Source organism: Candidatus Formimonas warabiya, assembly GCF_002777255.1.
Taxonomy (GTDB): Bacteria; Bacillota; Dehalobacteriia; order Dehalobacteriales; family Dehalobacteriaceae; genus Formimonas; species Formimonas warabiya.
The window spans coordinates 2797550-2816714 of the sequence record NZ_CP017634.1 but is presented as its reverse complement, the minus strand read 5'-3'; the positions used below and the strand labels follow the sequence as shown (position 1 = coordinate 2816714).

Sequence of the window (19165 nt, the reverse complement as noted above, 5' to 3'; positions counted from 1 at the left end):
AACCTTGCAAATGGGGATAACGAAATATTGTAAAAAAGAGGGGTAAATAGATATTCTCTTCACTTGTTTAGACACACATCTGTCAAAATGCGGATATTAAATGGTAGAAATATTTTTTCCCTTAAAAGATTTTAGGGCACAGTACGCTTAAAATGGTCAATCACTACTATAATCTGTATGGAGAGGATTTGCGTTATAACTTTGACGGGTTCTGTGCATTAGAAAACTTTAGTGGCAATAATAAAACCAGAATTGAATTAAAATCAAATAAATGAAAATATAAAAAGAGTAGGAACCAATACCTACCCTTTTCCATGCCCATAATCCTTCCAAATGGGTGTGAATATTTTTTAGTGTAAATGGAATAATCATCCAAAGATTTGACAATAATATTATTGCAGCATAAATCGGGCAACGCTGAGGAGCGCCCCAACGCCTGCTGCGGCTTATACGATGAACGGCGATCCTTATTGTTCGCCGTTTTTCTGTTCATCGGTAAGCCCTGAGCGGATAAACCTCGGGAGTTTGAGGGCAGAGCCCTCAAGACCTTACGCCGTAATCCTGTCTGCAAAGAATATCATAATCTGGCTATATGCCATTGCCCAGTCCCTTGACGGCTGAGTCCACTTTTTTGTGATTTCCTTAGCCGACAGGAATACCACTTTCCGGATCGAGTCGTCGGTGGGGAAAATGGATTTTGTCTTCGTAAATTTCCGTACCATTCTGTGGTACGCTTCCACCGCATTTGTCGTATAAATCAAATGCCGGATCTGTTCGGGATAGCTGAAAAACGTGGTGAGCTCTGCCCAGTTGGCATCCCAGGAGCGCAGAATGGACGGGTACTTCCTGTCCCATTGTTCCCTGAATTCCTCCTTTGCATACTCTGCATCGTTAAGGTTTACTGCACCGTAGATTTTCTTCAGGCCAGTGCAGATTTCCTTCCTGTCCTTGTACTGCACGAATTTAGTGGAATTGCGGATCTGATGGACTATGCAAAGCTGCTGCTCTGTCCTTGGAAAAACCGCATTTATGGCTTCGCCAAGTCCTTTTAGGTTGTCGTGGCAGGCAATGAAAATATCCTGCACGCCGCGCTTTTTCAGATCGGAGCAGATTGACGCGTAAAAGCTTGCGCCCTCGTTTTCGCTGATCCAGATGCCCAGGATGTCCTTCTGGCCGTCCATATCAATGCCCAGCACCGAGTAGACGCATTTCTTGATGATCTGGCTGTCCTTGCGGCTTTTGAACATAATCCCGTCAAAGTAGACGACCGGGTAGACCGACTCCAGCGGCCGGTTCTGCCACTCGTTCACTTCCGGCAGGATTTTGTCCGTTATTTTGGAAATCAGCATCTGCGATATCTCCGCCCCGTAAATCTCCCGCAGATTGTCCTCAATGTCGCGTTGGCTCATCCCCTTGGAATACATAGCCATGATTTTCTGCTCGATTTCATCCGTCCTGGTCTGCCGCTTTTCGAGGACTTTCGGCTCAAACTCGCCGTTTCGGTCCCGGGGCACGGCAATTTCACTCTCTCCATAATCGCTTATGATCGTCTTGTGATTGTAGCCGTTGCGGCTATTGCCGGAATTGTTCCCCTCAATGCTGTTTTTTTCATAACCCAGGTGCTCTTCCATCTCGGCTTCCAGCATCTGTTCGATTGTTCCGGCAAAAAGACGTTTTAATTTTGACTGAATATCTCCCGTGCTTTGGCAGTCCTGCATCAGCAGGCTTACCAGTTCCATTTCCTTTTCAGTGAGAATGTTTTTTGACTGTCTCATTTTAATAACCTCCGTTTTGTTTATATGGAGATTATTGACATTTACACGGATTATTATTCAGCCTCTCCCAAATTAGCCCCACAAGCCTTCAAAAATCTTCTTAGGTACCACATATCAATTTTCCGCTTGCCATAAGCCAAATCTCAGAAAATTCATTTATAAAAGTCCTGTTAGACAAATCGAGATATTTCAAAAAAATCAAATATCAATGTTTATGTTTCTTGTGAAGCTTTTGCTTGTGCATTTTTTCTTGGCTGTCTATTTTTAACTGTCTAATACCACCATAAATGTAAAAATCACAAACAGAAGAAATGCTAATCCAATGATAAGACAAATCCATCCTTCTAATCTTGGCTTTGGTGGTTTATAGTCTAAAATTTTATCTAGAAAATTATCCTCTTGAAGATCTTTAAAGATTTCTAGTTTCCTTTTATATTTTCTTGACAAGTTGATTTCTCCAAATATTTATCATCATCCCTCAGAAACATTTACTAATTAAAATAAAAGGGAACAACTATAACACCATTATATTCCACTAATTGCCAATAACATCCTTTGAGCGGCAAAAACTATTTCGCTAATTCAGCTACACCCTTACAAATGTAAAATGTTGGACAAGCTATTATAAATGAAATGAGGTATTTTTTTATATTGAAGGAGTCTGGTGCTTGATGTGGAAATAAAAGGGGGATAACTTAGAGTATAAACTGATTTGCCTAAACAAAAAAATGATATTAAAAAAATGTTTAGTAGAAGGGTTTTTAACACTAATCTTTATCTATTTTATAAGGGAGGGATACTTATCATTAAAAAATTACTTTCACTTATTCTAGTTTTAGGTATTACCTTTATTTTTAGCAGTTATGCATATGCAACACAGGATATTAAGATTACTATAGACGGAAAGCAATTGACATTTTTTTCTGGTGAAGCAAAACCTATTGAATCTAATGGAAAAGTATTGATCCCAATGCGTAAGATTTTTGAAGCGCTTGATTTTTATGTACAATATGATTCTTCCACGCAAAGTATTGAAACGCAACATATTTCTGGGAAACTGCCGACTTGTTTAGAAATGCAAATAGGCAATAAAGAAGCGCTTGTAAACAGAAGCTATACAGTTAATTTGGACGTAGCTCCTCAATTTATTAATGAGGTAACTTATGTACCTTTGCGTTTTGTTGCAGAAATAGCTTATGCCAATGTTAATTGGAATTCAATAACAAGAACGGTAGAAATAACAAAACAAAACATTATAAAATTAGACCAATATGTGGATGAAAATATTCCCAAAGAGGTGCAAATTGGTGAGCATACTCTAATTATTGATAAAGCAAGAATGGATTATATAGGCATATCAAGTGATTATTATTCTAGGTATCCTTATATATACATTTACATAAATGATCAAGAAGATATTGACTTTTTGGTAAATGCGAATGAGGAAGAAAGAGATGCAATTTGGGAAGTTCTGGGACAGATGGCTTATGAATGTGGTAAATATTATAATTGTAATGCAACTATAGTAGTATGGTCAGATAAATATGGTACAAAATCTGATGATGACGATTATTTTTTCTATGATGATGTGCTATCAGTGACTTACACTGCAAAAGATGGAATGATTTCTGCTTATTGGTATGACTTAAAACAGTAAGCATATTAAAAAGATAATCTTTAAAGTGTAAAAGTGTCCACCGAAAGGGAGGGCGCTTTTGGCCTTGAGAGAGAACGAAATCTATCAAAAAATCTGATTCGTGAATTGAGTAACCTGCTTAATTTACAACAAAAGATTAGTGGTATAATATTCTTAAAAGTTGGCAATCTTAACCGCCATTCTATGGTGGACTACTTTGTCAAGACAATTTTTTGACCCTGTTTAAGGTGTATTCACACCACCTTTCGCTCCTTGATAATTGTATATAATTGTAAGTTTATTTAAAAACGTATTGGTAATTCCGTTAATTATTTCCACTGGATTAGATATTATGTCAAGGGTCGGCTTTGCCGACAGCGAAGCTGCTTGCCCTTGACATGTTGATCAGCAAGACCCTTTTGTTTCCGGTCTGTTCATAACAGACCGGTTGCCTCCCGGCGAGGGCGGGGTGGTTTGGAGGGGCAGAGCCCTTCCAGGGTTTTAAGAAGTCATTTTTTAAAGTAAACTTCTGCCGGAGTAAGTTCCTTCAATGCTTGGTGTGGCCGGTATGTGTTGTAGCTTTCAAGATATCTTCCAATACCATACCTGGCTTCTCTAGGGCTTGCATAATCATTAATATATATTTCTTGGTACTTAACAGATCTCCATAATCGTTCTGTGAAAATGTTATCTAATGCCCGGCCTCTTCCGTCCATGCTAATTTGGATGCTACTATTTATCAGCGTATCTATATATCGTCTGGATGTAAATTGGCTACCCTGATCGCTATTGGCAATTACAGGTTTTCCGATTTTTAGACCTGCTTCCAATGCGGAAAGAACAAAATCAACTTCAAGGTTATCACTTAATTCCCATGAAACCACGTAACGTGAATACCAGTCCAGAAATGCTACAAGGTAAAGCCAGCCGCGTCGTAAGCGGACATAGGTAATATCAGTTCCCCAAATATGGTTTGGATAACTGGCGGTAATATTTCTAAGTAGGTATGGATAAACCTTATGTTCATGGTTTCTTTTGCTGAGGTTAGGACCAGGATGTATTGCAACCAAGCCCATTTCACGCATATATTTTTGAACCGTTGACCGACTAACCAAGTGTCCCTCTCGTTTTAAGACCGTCGTAATACTTCTCGAACCGAAATAGGGTGATTTAGTATAAATTTCGTCAATGGCATGCTTAAGCCGAATTTCCTCTTCTGATGGTGGAACTGGTTTATAGTAAAGACTGCTCCGATTGAGAGAAAGCATTTGAGCTTGCACAAAAACGGACATTTCGGGATCGTCAAAATCTACAAGGGCAATCCGTTCACTTCTTGGCAGGGTCGATCCCAGATTTTTTTTTAAGCCAATTGAATTGGGCGGTGACCTCTCCAAGCTGGGTATACAGATCTTGCACTTGCTTTTTTAGATCTTCTTTTTCGTCATCCTTCCTGCGTCCATCTGCAAGTATCTGAGGGAGCCCTTCAATTGCTTCTTTCTTCCAACTAGACAGCTGATTTGGATGTACTTCATATTCGGCAGCAAGCTGGGATATGGATTTTTCTTCCTTTAGAATTTCCAGTACAACCTTGGCTTTAAATTCTCCTGTAAATGTTTTTCGCATACCTCATTATACACTTTAAATCAGGCTGTTTTGTTGTCTAGTTTTCTTAGTCCATTATATTCGGTGGGAAATCTAAACCACCACTAAGAAAAGTCCAATAATATCAACGGGTAAACGAAGTACGCGAAATCAACTGGGTGGTTTATGATATTACAAGCAAACCGCCGGCCACGATTGAGTGGGAATAGAAAAGAAAAAGCCTGTAACCCAGATAAACAAATGGTTCGCAGGCATTAATTATTGATTATGGCAGCAGAATGGCACCATTATTCCGGGTTTTCGGGATTTTTATCTGCTTTTGAGGCATTTTCCAGGGAATGAAGATCATTCGGAAGGATGCCCGCTTGTTTATCCGATACCATTTCAGGAAAAGGAATATGCAGCAACCGCATGATCTCCTTCTGCGTTTCGTACACCCGCTCGGCAATGAAGTTACAGAACCGCTCCGACTTACCTATATTCTGATACTGCCTGATGGTGTCGTAGTATTCTGGACGGAGCACAGGGGGAATAATTGCCAACTGATAACCGTCTTGTATCAGCGCCAAATTCATGATCAGACGGCTCGTTCTGCCGTTGCCGTCAATGAATGGGTGAATTGATACAAACTTCAGATGCAGCAGCGCGGCAAAGGTTACGGGATGGTAATTGTTCCGTTCAGCCCTTCCCCATTTTTCTAGTTTCTGCATTTGCTCCTCAATCTCCTCTGGCCTGGGGAACACATACTCAGAGCCGGAGACGATAATGCTCTCCTTCCTCCATGTACCGGCATTTACCTCGTCAATGTTTTTGTAGAATAGACGATGCATGGTTTTGATGTCCTTCACAGTGATGTGTCGCTCTCCAATCAGGGTAAGCATAAAATCGTAGGCTTCCCCGTGGCCCACCGTCTCGTAAAAATCCCGGAGAGGCCGACCGCCAATTGTCAGGCCGTCTTCAAGCACCACCTTTGTCTCGCTCATGGTGAGGGTATTTCCCTCAATGGCATTACTTGACCATGTAAGCCCAATGCGATAGTAATCCTTCAACTGCTTCAGCATATGCCCCTCAAAGGGGCGCACCTCACGAATCGCCTTATGGCAACGGTCGATTTTATCATATATGGTCATTTTGCCATCCCCCTATTATATTTTTGTCCCGTCAGGAAACTCAAAAGAGGAAGAATAAACAGCTCCCAGCACTTTGGCGATCCCTTCAAGCTCCACTGTTGAGAATTTGTCTGTTTTCATTCGCTGGTTAAAGGCTTGTGGCGTTGAGCCGATTTCTTTTGCTAACCATGCTTCGCTTTTACCAATGAACGCAAGCGCCATCTTAATCTTCTGTGCGTTCGTCAATATAATCACCTCTTGGTGTACTATAGCACTATTATTAGCCAATATCAAAGAAATTATTGATGAAATAAAGTATTACCTTTTATAAATAAAGGAAAATATTTATATCAAAAATTTATCGATAAAGAAGCCGAAGATGCATGTATGTGGCAACAGTGCAAAGCCTGGGTCTCGTGAAACAAAGAGCAGCCATTAAGGCTGCTTTTTAATATTACGCGGGTGATCCACAATATTTAACTGCTTTTTTAGGGCTGTTTGGAGAGTTTGGGAAAAATTAATTTTATTTTTTTCGGCTAATTGATTTAACCATTGGGGAATAGTTAGAGTCTTTTTTACAGAAGTATTTTCTATTGCATCACGGTATACAGGCATAACAACTTCAATTAAAACAGGAATTTGATTTCCGGAAAAATGCAATTCATGAATATGTGTTGGTTCGGGAATTAATTCATTGTCCTGCTCCATTCCCCATAAATGAAGCGCTAAAGCTTCTTTCGCATTTTTAATTGCTTCTTCTGTGTTCCCGGCACAAGGTAGACAACCTGGTAAATCAGGAAATTCAATAGATATGCCGTCACTAGCATATTCAAATAATGCAGGAAAAATATAATAATCTTTCATACAAATCAATCTCCTTTGAGCTTATTCTAGTATGATGCCTGCCTGCTTCATAATACTTTTTAGAGTTTTTATCGGTATATCTTTGACGGGATGCGTTACCGTTACTCTTCCAGGTTTTGTTGGATGCTTAAACTGGTGATGATCGCCAACACATCCGACTTCATACCATCCGTCATCTTCTAATATTTTTATAATTTCTCTGGAAGAGTATGACTTCATCCTCATTCCCTCCTGTTGATTTATTATAACACGTATTATAATACGTGTAAATAAAGCAAGGCAAGTAAACCGGGGTGGTTTATGATATTACCAAACCGCCGGCCACGATTGAGTGGGAATAGAAAAGAAAAAGCCTGTAACCCAAACAAAGGGTTTGCAGGCTTTAATTATTCTGATATTCAGGGATATTGTGGCCTAGTGATCCAGCATTTCAATTTTGTTTCGGCCGTGCTTTTTCGCCATATAGAGGCACTTGTCGGCTTTTTCTATCAATTGCTGAGAGGTATCATTTTTCCATTCCGCGATGCCCATGCTGATGGTCACCTGGACATGGTGAAAAAAAATAATATTTTCGATCAGCTTCCTTAATTTGTTTGCCGCCACAAAGGCTTCCGGGGAGCCGGTTTCCGGAGCGATGATCAAAAATTCCTCACCCCCGTACCGGCCGATAATATCCGTGGTGCGCAAATTGTCTTTTAAACATTTGGAAATCCGGGACAAAACGTGGTCGCCAAATTGATGGCCGTAAGTATCATTGAGCTTTTTAAAGAAATCGATGTCCAGCATAATAATGGACAATTTCCTCTGATATCTTTTGGCTTTTGCTATTTCTTCCTCCAACCGTAAAAAAATGTAGCTGTGATTATATAATTCCGTCAGTCCGTCCGTGACAGCCATGATTTCCAGTTTTTTGGAATATTCTAGCACTTTTTCATGCTCGGAACGGTAGTTGTCGGAGTAAACAAGAAAAAGCAGATAGGTCGCAATGGTGGTACTGTTTAAGCCGACTAACAAATCAAGATAGCGGGCATGGGCAGAATGGTAATATTGGATGGTGCCGGGGAAATAATATTCCAGCGTGACCAGGGAAGAAAGCACCAGTAAAAAGCAGCACAAAAAAACAACCCGTTTACGGCGTGTGCAAATGGCGGCAATGACAGCGCCCAGGACGATGATCGAATATTGAGAAGCGCCATAGCTGCCGCCGTTAAAAAACCACATCGTCGGTGAAATAATAAAGATGGCGAAAATGAGGGTGGCCAAAACGGATATTTCATAGTGCTGTTTTAACCGGGACAGATAATAGAGATATATTTGGACCATGCCGTATAATAAAGGGGCCAAAACAGCCGGCGTATTCAAGGACAGGAGATAATTCATCACACCGGAAAATAGACAGACTATGATCAACAAAAAAGAGAACATATTAAACACCCGGTGCTCCAAGTTGAAGGACTCGGTATTCCCGGTAATATCTCTGATCATCTTTTCAGGTTTCATTTCAGGAAGCCCTCTCTCCAGTATTTTTTCTCCACAACGAGTTCGGGAGAGTAAGTACCATTTTTATCAAGATTTCTTAGAAATTTGACATTATGGATTTTTTTCCTGCTGATCATCCTCGTTTTTGGGAAAAAGGATTTTTGAGGCTCCAGGGATGAGGTGATATTTTGGATATGTGCAAAAAAAGAGTAAAGGGGTCATCCAAACAGGGCGAGCAGTTTTTCTTTTTTCAAGCCCATGCCGATAAAGCTGGCCATGCCTGCTATGGTTGATTTGCTTTGGGATATGTGATATTGTCCATTGACGTAACTGAATTCCACACAATGATCGGGCGTTTTGATAATGCCTTTTCCCCTCAGGATATTTCCGAACTGGGCTTGGGGAAACTGGCCCAGGATATTTTCCAACTCCCTGATCTCAAATATTTTTGCCGTCCGGACTCCTACCGATTCAAATTCATGTTTGTGATGGCCATGCCCTGTGCTGCAATCCGGTATCTCGTCCAATAAATTAGGAAGGGCATATTTAATATTGCCGTCTAAGATCAGCATGATTTCATGACAGAGAAAGTCATCCCAGCTTTTGGTGACCAGGGAAGCCGTATCGTTTTGTTGGCGCAGTGCATCGCTGATCTCTTTGATTTCTTTGGTGCTCAAAGATGGTGTCTTACTCAGCACTAAGGTGGATGCATGGGAGATCTGGCTTTCAAAGAAAGGGGAAAAGCGCTTGTTCTGTTGGAAGAAATGTTGGCCGTCCACAATTGTCGTCACGGAGTTGATACAGCATTGGGAGGAAATCTCAGGATCTTTCAAGAGATCAAAAATCTCGTTAAAAATAAAAATTCCCGACGGTTCAAAAATGATCCGGTCCGGTTTTTGGGGCAGGATATTTTTTATTGTTTGAAAAAAATCCCCTTTCAAGGTACAGCATACGCATCCCTGCAACAGCTCATAGATCTTCACGTGCTCTGTTTCTAGCAAGGCGCTGTCGATACTGACCTGGCCAAATTCATTTTCCACAAGGACAATCTTTTCCCGGCGGCTGATACAGGCCTCCATCACTTTTCTGATAAATGTTGTTTTTCCGGCCCCCAAAAAACCTGAAACAATATCCAGTCTAACCATTTAAAACTCCCCTCCTCATAAATTGCCCATTTATCAGGTGTCAAGTCTTATCATCTTCGTCTCATGGGCCTTTCACCAACAACTTGTCTCTTCATGATAAGGTTATTTTTACCTTAGCGCCATAGATTTTCTTATCAAAAATAGCACTTTTCTGTGCAGTTAAGACCCGGGAAGAGGAAAGAGGGTTCTCCAGTAATTTACGTTTTTGACAAAGTTAAGATATGTCAAGGAATAGCAAGATCTTCCCTAGGAACTTAAGCCGATTTTTAGAATAATAGAAGGCAATGAAGTTGTTCACCATGCTCTCATTTTCGCGGGAAAGGAGTGAAATTGTTTATTTATTCTTTAGCAAATTAATTTTGGGACGATAAGTAAAGGAGGGAATGATGTGGTTAAGTTAGAAGATTTAAGCAATGCGGTAATCGCAGGGAATGATCAGAAAGTAAAGGAATTGACCACAAAAGCGATTGAAGAAAAGCTGGCTCCGGGGGCGATTATTAATGATGCCTTGATTCCGGGTATGAATGTGGTGGGAAAACGTTTTAAAAATAACGAAATGTTTGTACCGGAGGTATTAATGTCCGCCCGGGCTATGAATGCCGGGATGGAGTTGGTAAAGCCTTTATTGCTGGGCGGGGAAGTTGCTTCCAAAGGAACACTGGTGATCGGAACCGTAAAAGGGGACCTGCACGATATTGGTAAAAACTTGGTTGCCATGATGTTTGAAAGTGCCGGCTATCAAGTGATTGACATGGGCGTTGATACCACGCCGGAAGATTTTGCCGCTGCCGTGAAAAGACATCATGCCCAGGTTGTGGGCCTATCCGCTCTTTTGACCACGACGATGCTTGCCATGAAGGATACCATCGAGGTGCTCAAAGAAGAAGGGCTGCGTGACAAAGTAAAAGTGGTGATTGGGGGAGCTCCTATATCCCAAGATTTTGCGGATGAAATCGGGGCAGACGGCTTTGCCCCGGATGCGGCTTCAGCTACCGAGTTGGTGGATCATTTGTTATCTTAAAAAATAAAATCTTTGGGAGGGAATATGATGGCAAAAACTACATTTGACGCAGTCAGTTACCAGGATTTAAGTGAATTTGTCTATGGATATGCGAAAAAACCGGTTGCCTTCAAAAACGGCATGGTCATCGGGGGCGGAACCGTCTATCCTGAGCTTAATGTGACCTTGCCCCCCATGACGATCAATGAATCGACCATGAAGAGGGTACTGGCCCAGTATCAGGACATGATCTCCGGTGCTTGCGCAAAAGCTGTAGAGTTGAGCGCTCCCGGCATTATCGTGGAAATTGAACTCCTTCCTCCCCATACGTTTCATCCCCAATGGGGAATCGATGTGGCCAAAGTGGTGAAAGAAACCATGCGGGAATATGAGGGTCAAGGCCTGAAGAGCCTGTTGAGACTGACTCCCGTGGATATTCGGGAAGGAAAAGATCTGGTGCATATGTATCATGGAGAACACTGGGATAAGGTAATGGAGACCTTCCGCGGATCCGGGGAAGCAGGGGCTGACCTGCTCGCCATCGAGTCTGTAGGGGGCAAAAATCTTCATGACGACGCCGTCATGAATTGCGACCTGCCTAAGGCCCTGTTTGCTTTGGGCGTGGTGGGCGCGAAAGACATGGAAATTCTTTGGACTAATATTGTGAAGATTGCCCAAGAAACCGATTCCGTCCCCTCCGGGGATACGGCTTGTGGTTTTGCCAATACGGCCATGGTACTGGCGGGAAAAAACTTTATTCCCCGGGTTTTTGCCGCTGTGGACAGAGTGATGGCGGCTGTGCGCACCATGGTTGCCGTGGAGTGCGGCGCTGTTGGGCCGGATAAAGACTGTGGTTATGAAGGCGTATTTATCAAAGCGATTACCGGAACGCCGATCTCCATGGAAGGAAGAACCAGTGCCTGTGCCCATTCCAGCGAAGTGGGCAACATTGTGGGCGCGCTTTGTGACTGCTGGAGCAATGAATCGGTGGAACACCAGAGAATGCTGGGCGGCATGGCTCCTACCGTTTATATGGAACAGCTGATCTATGACTGCCGGCTGTTTAACACCTTTACAGACCAGGGGAAGGCATTTGACTATCGGGATGTGATGGTGGCCTCCGATAGCAATCTGGATCCCCATGCCTATATTTTGGATCCTGCTGTGGTTCTGGATATCAGCAAGCAGATTGTGCAGGGGAAAACTGCTTTTGAAAGAACGAAGATCGCTGCCGCGGCTACGATTGAAAAACTGAAGGAAGGGATTCAGTCAGGGAAACTGATGGTGAGCGACCGGGAAGTAAAATATCTGGATATTTTAGCGCAGCAGTTGTCCACGGTTCCTGATGATGAAGCTAAATTTACGGCGGAGATGATCAAGAACAATACGACAGAAAAATTTGACCCCCAAAAATATGACATGTAAGGAGAGGTGCGGGGGAAAATTACCTGTATTTTAAAACAAATAAAAGATGCAATATTCAGTGGCGCTTAAGGAAAGAGACAAGAGAACCTGATGCGCCGCTGAATCACATTGATCATAACTGGTAAACTCCCTAATCCAAAAAATAGTTTAAAATTACCAGTTTTTTTTGCTATAATATAAAAAATGACAATTGTTGTATCCTTTGACAGAATTTCCGGACCGATGCGAAGAAGGGACGAAAAATAGCTCTTTTACTATTTGAACAATGTGGAAACCTAAGTTGGAGGTGACCAACGTGGTTCAGGAAAGTATGGTCATAGAGGAATCTCAATGGTTGGGGAAGTTAGTTGAGAAGGATCTTTTGGAAAAAATGTTATCCTCTTTTTCCAAATCTACCGGGTTAAAAGCGGTTCTGGTGGATATAGGAGGGAATACCCTTGTTTCCCCGGAAAAGGAGATCAAAGATTGTCGTTTCTGCCAGATGATCCGGTCCGATGGCACCGGCATTGATAAATGCCGCCGCTCATACGCCCGGGCGGGACGGGAAGCGGCAAAATACGGAGAGCCTTATATCTTCCGGTGCCATGCCGGGCTCATTGCCTGGGCCGCTCCTATTCTTTTGGACGAATATGTGGGTTCCATCATTTGCGGCCAGGTATTAATGTGGGATCCGGAAGATTACTTTCTGGAAGAAATTGAAGAAATGGTGAAGGGGCTGGACGTAGACTTTTCCGGCGTGAAATGGGCCGCCGCCCAGCTGGATGTCATGTCCAGTGAAAAAGTGCAGGCAGCGGCGGACTTATTATTTGTCGTGGCGAACCAAATCATGAAAAGTGGTTTGACCGTTCTGGAGCAAAGACGGAAAATCGCTTCCCAGCAGGCCCGGCTGGCAGAAGAAATCCAAGCCCGGAAACGGGCGGAAGTAGCAATCCGTACCATTGAGTCCAGGTCGCTGCGTCTTTATTCCCTGGAGAAAGAATATGAACTAAAAGCCAAAGTGCGGAATTTTGAACAGGAGGAAGCCCTGCACCTGCTGGATCATTTACTGGCCGATATTATCGGCAAACAGATGGAGGATATTGACACCCTCAAGACGAGGATTATCGAACTGCTGGTCATTATTTCCCGAGCTGCCGTGGACGGGGGCGCGGATCTGAATGACGTTTTGCAGTTGAACGCCAGATCGTATCGGGAACTGTTGGACAAAAAGGATTCAGATGAAATATGCCTCTGGACAAAAAATATGCTCAAAACCTACATGGACCACATCGAAATATCCAAAGATCAGAAGAACCTTCAGGCTACCCAAAAGGCAGCGGATTACATCCGGGAAAACTTCCGCCAAAAGCTTACCATTGATGAGATTGCCCAGGCCGTGTATCTCAGCCCATGCTATTTGAGTAGAATTTTTAAACAGAATTTCGGTTGTACCTTGATGGAATATCTGGCCCAGGTGCGGGTGGAAAAAGCCAAAACAATGCTAAAAAACCCCCAGTTCAACGTGATGCAGGTTGCGGAGGAAAGCGGTTTTGAAGATCCCGGCTATTTTACCCGGGTTTTCAAGAAAGTAGAGGGGGTTACCCCCAGCCGCTTTAAACAAAATGCTTTATGACGATAGTGACAATACAGAAATCGAGGTGTACACGCGGGTGGCCGAGGAACTTGATTTGATTACGGAGGCACTGCTGAATGGGCAGGCAAACAGGGTGAAGATGTTGACGCAAATCGCCATCGAAAACGGCATTAAACCGATGACTATTTTGGAAAAAGGTCTTTTACCCGGGATGCAGGTCATCAGTGACAAGTTTAAGCAAAATATGATTTACATCTCAGATGTCTTAATTGCTTCCCGGGCGATGCACGCGGGACTTTATGTGCTGAAGCCGATTTTATCGGCTCCGCAGCAGGCGCTTCGGGGGCGGGTGGTAATTGGAACGGTAGCGGGGGATTTGCATGATATTGGTAAGAACCTGGTAGTCATGATGATGCGGGGGGCCGGATTAGATGTAATTGACTTAGGAGTGGATGTTTTACCGGAAGATTTTATCCTGGCGGTAGAAGATTATCAGCCGGAGATTGTGGCCATGTCGGCCATGCTCACAACCACGCTGCCCATGATGCCGGAAACCATCAGGGAGCTGGAACGGAATGGTCTCAGGGATCAGGTGAAGGTGATTATCGGCGGAGGACCTGCCACAAAAGACTTTGCTCATGTCATCAAAGCGGATGGTTTTGCCATGGATGCCACGGAAGTTGTGGATTTGGTGGAGCAGGTTCTGGCAGTAGGGAAATAAAACTAGAGGGTATTTTTGGATCACATAGGGGACAGCCCGATGTCCCATTTTGGGATGCCAAATATAATAATGGAATGGGAAGTGAGAAATATGTTAATCGTAGGAGAACTGATCAACACCAGCCGGAAAGCGATCAAACCGGCGGTAGAGAACAAAGACGCCGCCTTCATCAAAGCCATGGCCCGGAAACAGGTAGATGCCGGCGCCGATTACGTAGACGTGAACTGCGGCACCATGGTTTTCAATGAAGAAGAAACCATGGCCTGGTTGGTAGAAACCGTGCAGTCCCAGGTAAGTGCCCCCTTATGCATTGACAGTCCTAACCCCAAGGCTTTGGAAGTAGGACTTTCCTTGTGCAAGCACGGCCAGCCCATGATTAACTCCATCACTGCAGAAAAAGAACGTTATGCCACTGTCCTGCCCTTTGTCTTAAAGTACAAAGCTAAGATCGTCGGCCTGTGCATGGATGACTCCGGGATGCCGGAAACTGCCCAAGACCGGCTCCGCATTGCCGACAGGCTGGTGGGCGACATGGTTGCCGCCGGGGTACCGGAAGACGACATCTACCTGGATCCCCTGGTGAAACCGGTGAGCACGGGAGACAAAGCCGGTTTAGAAGTCCTGGACACCATCTATGGGATCAAGCAAAAATATCCCAAAGTTCACGGCATCTGCGGCTTAAGCAACATCTCCTACGGTTTACCCAACCGGAAAATCTTGAACCAGGTCTTCATGATCCAGACCATGACCATGGGCATGGACGGCTACATCCTGGATCCCCTGGATAAGACCATGATGGGCTTTGTTTATGCGTCCCAGGCCTTACTGGGCAAGGATGAATTTTGCATGAAATATTTGACTGCCCACAGAAGCGGGTTGTACGAGGAGAAATAATTGAAAAATTAAATCGTGACCTCTGGAAAGGATTACAAGTTTTCTCTTGTAGTCCTTTCTTTTTTGGGCTTATTTTTTATTGATGATCACAAAAATAAAAAATATGACGATAAAAAAAGGAAAAGGATTTTTCATTGGGAATTATACATCAAAAAGTTGTCTCGCCAGGGTAAAGTAAGGAAAGACAACCAGAGATTAAACGAGAGAAAAAGGGAAAAAATACTTTTGTTTACCAGAAAAAAGGCTGGAGGTGTTCCGATGAATCAGGAAAGCTATGAGATGGCCATTATCGGCTGCGGCCCGGCAGGATTGTCCGCTGCGCTCAATGCCCAGGTGAGAAAGAAAAAATTTATTTTATTGGGAACAAACTTTTGTGCACCGAAAATGCATACCTCTCCTTGGATCGATAACTATTTAGGAGAATTTCACCTTACGGGAAAGGAACTGCGGGAAAAATTTCTCCGCCATGTGCAAGATATGGGGATTCGTGTTGAACAAAAAAGGGTGGATGCGGTGTACCCGGTTGAAAAAGGGTACGCGGTACAATGCGGAAGTGAGGATATCAGTGCCCGCACGGTGATTGTAGCGATTGGAATCGATTATGCCAAGGCCCTGAAAGGCGAGGAAGAATACGTGGGAAAAGGTGTCAGCTATTGTGCCACTTGTGACGGCCCCCTTTTTCGAAAAAAGACGGTAGCCATGCTGGTATACAGTAAAGACGGTTTGGATGAGGTGAAGTATCTATCGGAAATTTGCCAAGAAGTGCTTTTGTTTCCCATGTTCCAGGGTGATTTGTCCTCTCTGCCCCAAAATGTCATTGTCAATCATGCGAAACCGGTGGAGATCGGGGGAAATGGTTTTGCCGACCGGATTGTGACCGACCAGGGCGTGGTTTTGGTAGACGGCGTTTTCCTCTTTCGGGAGGTGGTGTCGCCGGGACGTTTGGTGCCGGGGCTGGAAGCACTGGATGGCGCCATTCAAGTGAATAAAAACATGGAGACCAATTTACCAGGATTGTTTGCCGCCGGAGACTGCACCGGAAAACCTTTTCAATTGGCGAAAGCGGTGGGCGAGGGACAGGTGGCTGCCTTAAGCGCCGTTCATTACCTGGATACCGGATCATGATGTTACATCAAGTGATAATTTGGCAGGAATTTGTGATTTTTTGCCGAACATAATCTGGGTGTGTAAAAAAATAAAGAAAATTGTGGTAATTATATCACGATTATTCAGCTGAGGGGAAACCAAGATCCATTTAATGAGGGAGGGGTAATTTTTGTTGAAAAGAAAATTTTGGTTCATCTTAGGCATGGCTTTATTTTCAGCAGCTCTTTTCACGGCAGGGTGCGGCAGTCAGGGTAAAACTCCGGAGACCTCAGACAATCAGGTGGTAGAACAAAAAATTACCTATAATGTAGGTGCGGAACCGGAGACCCTTGATCCGGCGGCCGCCACCGGGATGGTGGAAAGCACGATCCAAATGGCCTTGTTTGAGGGTTTGGTCCGGCTGGATGCCAAACAGCAGCCCATTCCCGGGATGGCCGAAAGGTGGGACATTAGTGATGACGGACTTACATATACCTTCCATTTGAGAGACGCCAAGTGGAGCAATGGTGATCCTGTAACGGCCCATGATTTTGAGTACGCCTGGAAAAGATTATTGGATCCGGAAATGGCCAATTATTATGCTTACCAGTTGTATTATTTAGTGAATGGAGAAGAATATAACGCCCAACAAGCCCAGGCTGATGACGTGGGCGTAAAAGCGCTGGACGATAAAACGCTGGAAGTAAAATTAAAAGCACCGACGCCCTATTTCTTAAGCTTAACCTCCTTTCCCAACCTTTATCCGGTAGATCAAAAAGTGGTGGAAGGGAATCAAGACTGGCATACTGCGCCTGAAAGTCTGGTGGGCAATGGTCCTTTTAAACTGGTGGAATGGGATCATCAGCAGCAATTAGTGCTCAAAAAGAATGAAAATTATTGGGCGGCGGATGATGTGAAGCTTGAGACACTGGTGATCACGACGGTGGAGTCGGAGGATACCCAGCTGACCATGTTCGATACGGACCAGATCGATATTGCAGAGTCTCTTCCCCTCCCAGAGATCAGCCGTCTTTTGGAAGAGAAAAAGGCCAGTATTTATCCAGACCTGGGGGTCTACTTCTACGCATTCAACACGGATGTGGAACCCCTGGGGGATGTCAGGGTGCGCAGAGCCTTGTCTTTGGCGATTAACCGCCAGAACCTGATTGATCACGTAACCCAAGCTTTTGAAAAACCTGCCTATGCGCTTGTTCCCTATGCGGTGGTGGATGTAAATGGGGGAGATTTCCGCCAGAACGGGGGAGATTACTTTAAAGAAGATGTTACCGAAGCAAAAAGGCTGCTGGCCGACGCAGGCTTTCCGGACGGCAAGGGCTTCCCTGCTCTGAAAATCTTGTATAACACTTCGGAATCAAATCAAAAGATTGCGGAAGCCCTGCAAGAAATGTGGAAAACCAATTTGGGCATTTCTGTAGAGCTGACCAACCAGGAATGGGGTGTTTATGAAAACTCCGTACGCGTAGGAGATTTTGAAATCGGCCGGGCGGGCTGGACCCCGGACTATAATGATGCCATGACCTATTTGGACATGTGGGCCACAAGTGATTTGCCCATTTATTATACAGGATGGAGCAATCCGGAGTATGATCAATTGATTCAGAAAGCCAAGTCCGGTTCTGATCTTGCCGAACGCTCCAAAGCGATGCATGATGCAGAAGCCATCTTAATGAAAGAGATGCCTGTGCTGCCCATCTATTTCTACACCAATCAAAATCTTTATAAGCCTTGGGTGAAGGGTGTGATTGTCCCGACCATGTCCTCCTATCAGGAGTTCCGCTGGGCTTATGTAGAAAAATAATCTTTTTATAGGACAGGATGTGAGGGAAGCTTGTGCTTGCAGGCGGATTACCGGCGTAAGCCAAGCTTTCTTTATGCAAGGCATATTCCGGGAGGTGGACAGATGTGGCCCGCTATTTGCTGCGCCGTACGGGAGCGATGGTTTTAGCCATGTTTTTTATTGTTTCCTTAACATTTTTTCTCATGAAGGCGCTCCCGGGAGGGCCTTTTGCCCGGGAGAAAAAGCTGCCGGCAGCCATTGAAAGAAATATCAATGAAAAATACCACCTGGATGATCCTCTGTTCGTGCAATACCGGGATTATTTGGTCCGGGCGGCCAGATTTGATTTTGGCCCTTCTTTCAAATTTCAAAACCGCACGGTAAATGAGATTATTTTCGAAGGATTTCCCGTATCCGCCCAGTTAGGCTTTGTCTCTGTCTGCTTGGCTCTCGTCCTGGGACTTTTTTTAGGGATGATCTCAGCCTTAAAGCACAATAAAATTCAGGATTACCTGGCTATGGTTGTCGCTACCCTGGGCTTTTCCGTGCCCAGCTTTATCACGGCCTGCGTTTTGATGTATATTTTTTCCTATCAATTGCGCTGGTTTCCTGCCGCCATGTGGGGATCCTGGAGACAAATGGTTCTGCCTGCCCTGGCCTTGTCTTTTTTGCCCATGGCGGCGATTGCCCGTCTGATACGGTCCGGCTTAATAGAAGTTTTGCAGCAGGACTATATTAAGACCGCAAAAGCGAAAGGGCTGAAGAAAGGAGCTATTATTTACCGACATGGTCTAAGAAACGCTGTTATGCCGGTGGTCACTTATCTTGGGCCTCTTGTTGCCACCATTTTTACGGGAAGTTTTATTATCGAATATATCTTTAATATTCCCGGTCTAGGCAGATATTTTGTCACGAGCATCCAAAACAGGGACTATACCATGATTATGGGCACAACGGTATTTTACAGCGCATTTTTAATGGGGATGAACTTATTGGTGGATATCCTCTATGCCTTGATTGACCCAAGAGTAAAGCTTGGGGAAGAAAAGAGGTGACAG

The 19165-nt window shown here is 43.9% G+C and carries 17 protein-coding genes and 1 pseudogene; 10 read left to right on the top strand and 8 right to left on the bottom strand.

Features of this window, described 5'->3' with window-relative positions:
• Positions 1–548 precede the first annotated feature (548 nt).
• Complete coding sequence (locus DCMF_RS13030; RefSeq protein ID WP_148137747.1) at positions 549–1739, bottom strand: IS256 family transposase; 1191 nt, start codon at positions 1737–1739, stop codon at positions 549–551.
• 748 nt (positions 1740–2487) lie between these two features.
• Here DCMF_RS13030 and DCMF_RS13025 point away from each other — a divergent pair.
• Entirely contained in the window at positions 2488–3432 is a 945-nt protein-coding gene (locus DCMF_RS13025) for a copper amine oxidase N-terminal domain-containing protein (RefSeq protein WP_148134812.1), read from the top strand.
• Between the two features lie 488 nt (positions 3433–3920).
• Here DCMF_RS13025 and DCMF_RS13020 read toward each other — a convergent pair.
• A protein-coding gene (locus DCMF_RS13020) for an IS3 family transposase (RefSeq protein ID WP_148133300.1) occupies positions 3921–5034 on the bottom strand; the annotation gives its coding sequence in 2 pieces (ribosomal slippage) (positions 3921–4763 and positions 4765–5034; 1113 coding nt in all).
• A 110-nt stretch (positions 5035–5144) separates the two neighbouring features.
• On the opposite strand from DCMF_RS13020, the pseudogene DCMF_RS30335 reads away from it, so the two are divergent.
• A pseudogene (locus DCMF_RS30335) lies at positions 5145–5222 on the top strand (GMP synthase (glutamine-hydrolyzing)); the annotation flags it as partial.
• A gap of 78 nt (positions 5223–5300) precedes the next feature.
• Here the strand turns inward: DCMF_RS30335 and DCMF_RS13010 are convergent.
• The 6 genes from DCMF_RS13010 to DCMF_RS12985 form a co-directional block, all read right to left on the bottom strand.
• Entirely contained in the window at positions 5301–6143 is an 843-nt protein-coding gene (locus tag DCMF_RS13010) for a Fic family protein (RefSeq protein ID WP_236860270.1), read from the bottom strand.
• Between the two features lie 15 nt (positions 6144–6158).
• Positions 6159–6368, bottom strand: coding sequence for an XRE family transcriptional regulator (locus tag DCMF_RS13005; RefSeq protein ID WP_148134811.1), 210 nt, complete (start codon positions 6366–6368; stop codon positions 6159–6161).
• Between the two features lie 189 nt (positions 6369–6557).
• On the bottom strand, positions 6558–6986 hold the full coding sequence (locus DCMF_RS13000) for a type II toxin-antitoxin system HicB family antitoxin (RefSeq protein ID WP_214659317.1): 429 nt from the start codon (positions 6984–6986) through the stop codon (positions 6558–6560).
• Between the two features lie 21 nt (positions 6987–7007).
• Positions 7008–7205, bottom strand: coding sequence for a type II toxin-antitoxin system HicA family toxin (locus tag DCMF_RS12995; protein ID WP_148134810.1), 198 nt, complete (start codon positions 7203–7205; stop codon positions 7008–7010).
• 195 nt (positions 7206–7400) lie between these two features.
• Positions 7401–8486, bottom strand: a complete 1086-nt coding sequence (locus tag DCMF_RS12990) for a diguanylate cyclase (RefSeq protein ID WP_148134809.1) — start codon at positions 8484–8486, stop codon at positions 7401–7403.
• Positions 8487–8683: 197 nt separating this feature from the next.
• Positions 8684–9610 carry a CobW family GTP-binding protein gene (locus DCMF_RS12985; RefSeq protein WP_148134808.1) on the bottom strand — a complete coding sequence of 309 codons (927 nt, stop codon included), beginning with the start codon at positions 9608–9610 and terminating at the stop codon, positions 8684–8686.
• A gap of 388 nt (positions 9611–9998) precedes the next feature.
• Between DCMF_RS12985 and DCMF_RS12980 the strand changes: the two genes are divergently transcribed.
• The 8 genes from DCMF_RS12980 (at position 9999) to DCMF_RS12945 (ending at position 19162) form a co-directional block, all read left to right on the top strand.
• The gene (locus DCMF_RS12980; protein WP_148134807.1) at positions 9999–10631 is read left to right on the top strand and encodes a cobalamin B12-binding domain-containing protein; all 633 of its coding nucleotides are present in this window, start codon (positions 9999–10001) and stop codon (positions 10629–10631) included.
• Positions 10632–10655: 24 nt separating this feature from the next.
• A complete protein-coding gene (locus DCMF_RS12975) occupies positions 10656–12035 on the top strand; it encodes a methyltransferase MtaB domain-containing protein (protein WP_236860269.1) in 1380 nt (459 codons plus the stop codon).
• A gap of 295 nt (positions 12036–12330) precedes the next feature.
• Positions 12331–13647, top strand: coding sequence for a PocR ligand-binding domain-containing protein (locus tag DCMF_RS12970; RefSeq protein ID WP_236860268.1), 1317 nt, complete (start codon positions 12331–12333; stop codon positions 13645–13647).
• A 37-nt stretch (positions 13648–13684) separates the two neighbouring features.
• The gene (locus DCMF_RS12965) at positions 13685–14329 is read left to right on the top strand and encodes a cobalamin B12-binding domain-containing protein (protein ID WP_335582410.1); all 645 of its coding nucleotides are present in this window, start codon (positions 13685–13687) and stop codon (positions 14327–14329) included.
• A 90-nt stretch (positions 14330–14419) separates the two neighbouring features.
• Positions 14420–15223 (top strand): methyltetrahydrofolate cobalamin methyltransferase, encoded by an 804-nt coding sequence (locus tag DCMF_RS12960; protein WP_148137891.1) that lies wholly within the window; start codon positions 14420–14422, stop codon positions 15221–15223.
• Between the two features lie 258 nt (positions 15224–15481).
• Positions 15482–16348 carry an NAD(P)/FAD-dependent oxidoreductase gene (locus DCMF_RS12955; protein WP_148134805.1) on the top strand — a complete coding sequence of 289 codons (867 nt, stop codon included), beginning with the start codon at positions 15482–15484 and terminating at the stop codon, positions 16346–16348.
• A 154-nt stretch (positions 16349–16502) separates the two neighbouring features.
• A complete protein-coding gene (locus tag DCMF_RS12950) occupies positions 16503–18128 on the top strand; it encodes a peptide ABC transporter substrate-binding protein (protein WP_236860267.1) in 1626 nt (541 codons plus the stop codon).
• Between the two features lie 104 nt (positions 18129–18232).
• Positions 18233–19162 (top strand): ABC transporter permease, encoded by a 930-nt coding sequence (locus tag DCMF_RS12945; RefSeq protein ID WP_148134804.1) that lies wholly within the window; start codon positions 18233–18235, stop codon positions 19160–19162.
• The last annotated feature ends 3 nt before the right edge of the window (positions 19163–19165 follow it).

Excerpts from the sequence above, each read along its gene's own strand:
- DCMF_RS12955 (WP_148134805.1), top strand. The coding sequence starts at position 15,482 with ATGAATCAGGAAAGCTATGAGATGGCCATTATCGGCTGCGGCCCGGCA.
- DCMF_RS12975 (WP_236860269.1), top strand. The coding sequence starts at position 10,656 with ATGATGGCAAAAACTACATTTGACGCAGTCAGTTACCAGGATTTAAGT.
- DCMF_RS12985 (WP_148134808.1), bottom strand. The coding sequence starts at position 9,610 with ATGGTTAGACTGGATATTGTTTCAGGTTTTTTGGGGGCCGGAAAAACA.
- DCMF_RS12995 (WP_148134810.1), bottom strand. The coding sequence starts at position 7,205 with ATGAAGTCATACTCTTCCAGAGAAATTATAAAAATATTAGAAGATGAC.
- DCMF_RS13000 (WP_214659317.1), bottom strand. The coding sequence starts at position 6,986 with ATGAAAGATTATTATATTTTTCCTGCATTATTTGAATATGCTAGTGAC.
- DCMF_RS12960 (WP_148137891.1), top strand. The coding sequence starts at position 14,420 with ATGTTAATCGTAGGAGAACTGATCAACACCAGCCGGAAAGCGATCAAA.
- DCMF_RS13010 (WP_236860270.1), bottom strand. The coding sequence starts at position 6,143 with ATGACCATATATGATAAAATCGACCGTTGCCATAAGGCGATTCGTGAG.
- DCMF_RS13030 (WP_148137747.1), bottom strand. The coding sequence starts at position 1,739 with ATGGAACTGGTAAGCCTGCTGATGCAGGACTGCCAAAGCACGGGAGAT.
- DCMF_RS12990 (WP_148134809.1), bottom strand. The coding sequence starts at position 8,486 with ATGAAACCTGAAAAGATGATCAGAGATATTACCGGGAATACCGAGTCC.